This window comes from Rhizohabitans arisaemae, assembly GCF_025996515.1.
GTDB classification, from domain to species: Bacteria; Actinomycetota; Actinomycetes; order Streptosporangiales; family Streptosporangiaceae; genus Rhizohabitans; species Rhizohabitans arisaemae.
The window spans coordinates 1-235 of record NZ_BLRH01000062.1 but is presented as its reverse complement, the minus strand read 5'-3'; the positions used below and the strand labels follow the sequence as shown (position 1 = coordinate 235).

Annotated in this window: 1 protein-coding gene; it reads left to right on the top strand. The window is 54.5% G+C overall.

Translation table 11 applies throughout. The annotated features are described in order from the left end of the window. On the top strand, window positions 1-235 hold a 235-nt coding region (locus RUR_RS36680), incomplete at both ends, for a hypothetical protein (protein ID WP_283139899.1).

Sequence of the window (235 nt, the reverse complement as noted above, 5' to 3'; positions counted from 1 at the left end):
CTCACCCCGTTCGAGTTGTACGGCGAGTATTACCTGCTGTCGTACAAGAACGGGTCCGGAAACGCAGACCTAAGTAAGTTCCACAACGACGGCTCGTACAACAGCGTGTGGCAGCACAACTGGACAACAGGGTGGACAACACTCACCCCGTTCGAGTTGTACGGCGAGTATTACCTGCTGTCGTACAAGAACGGGTCCGGAAACGCAGACCTAAGTAAGTTCCACAACGACGGCT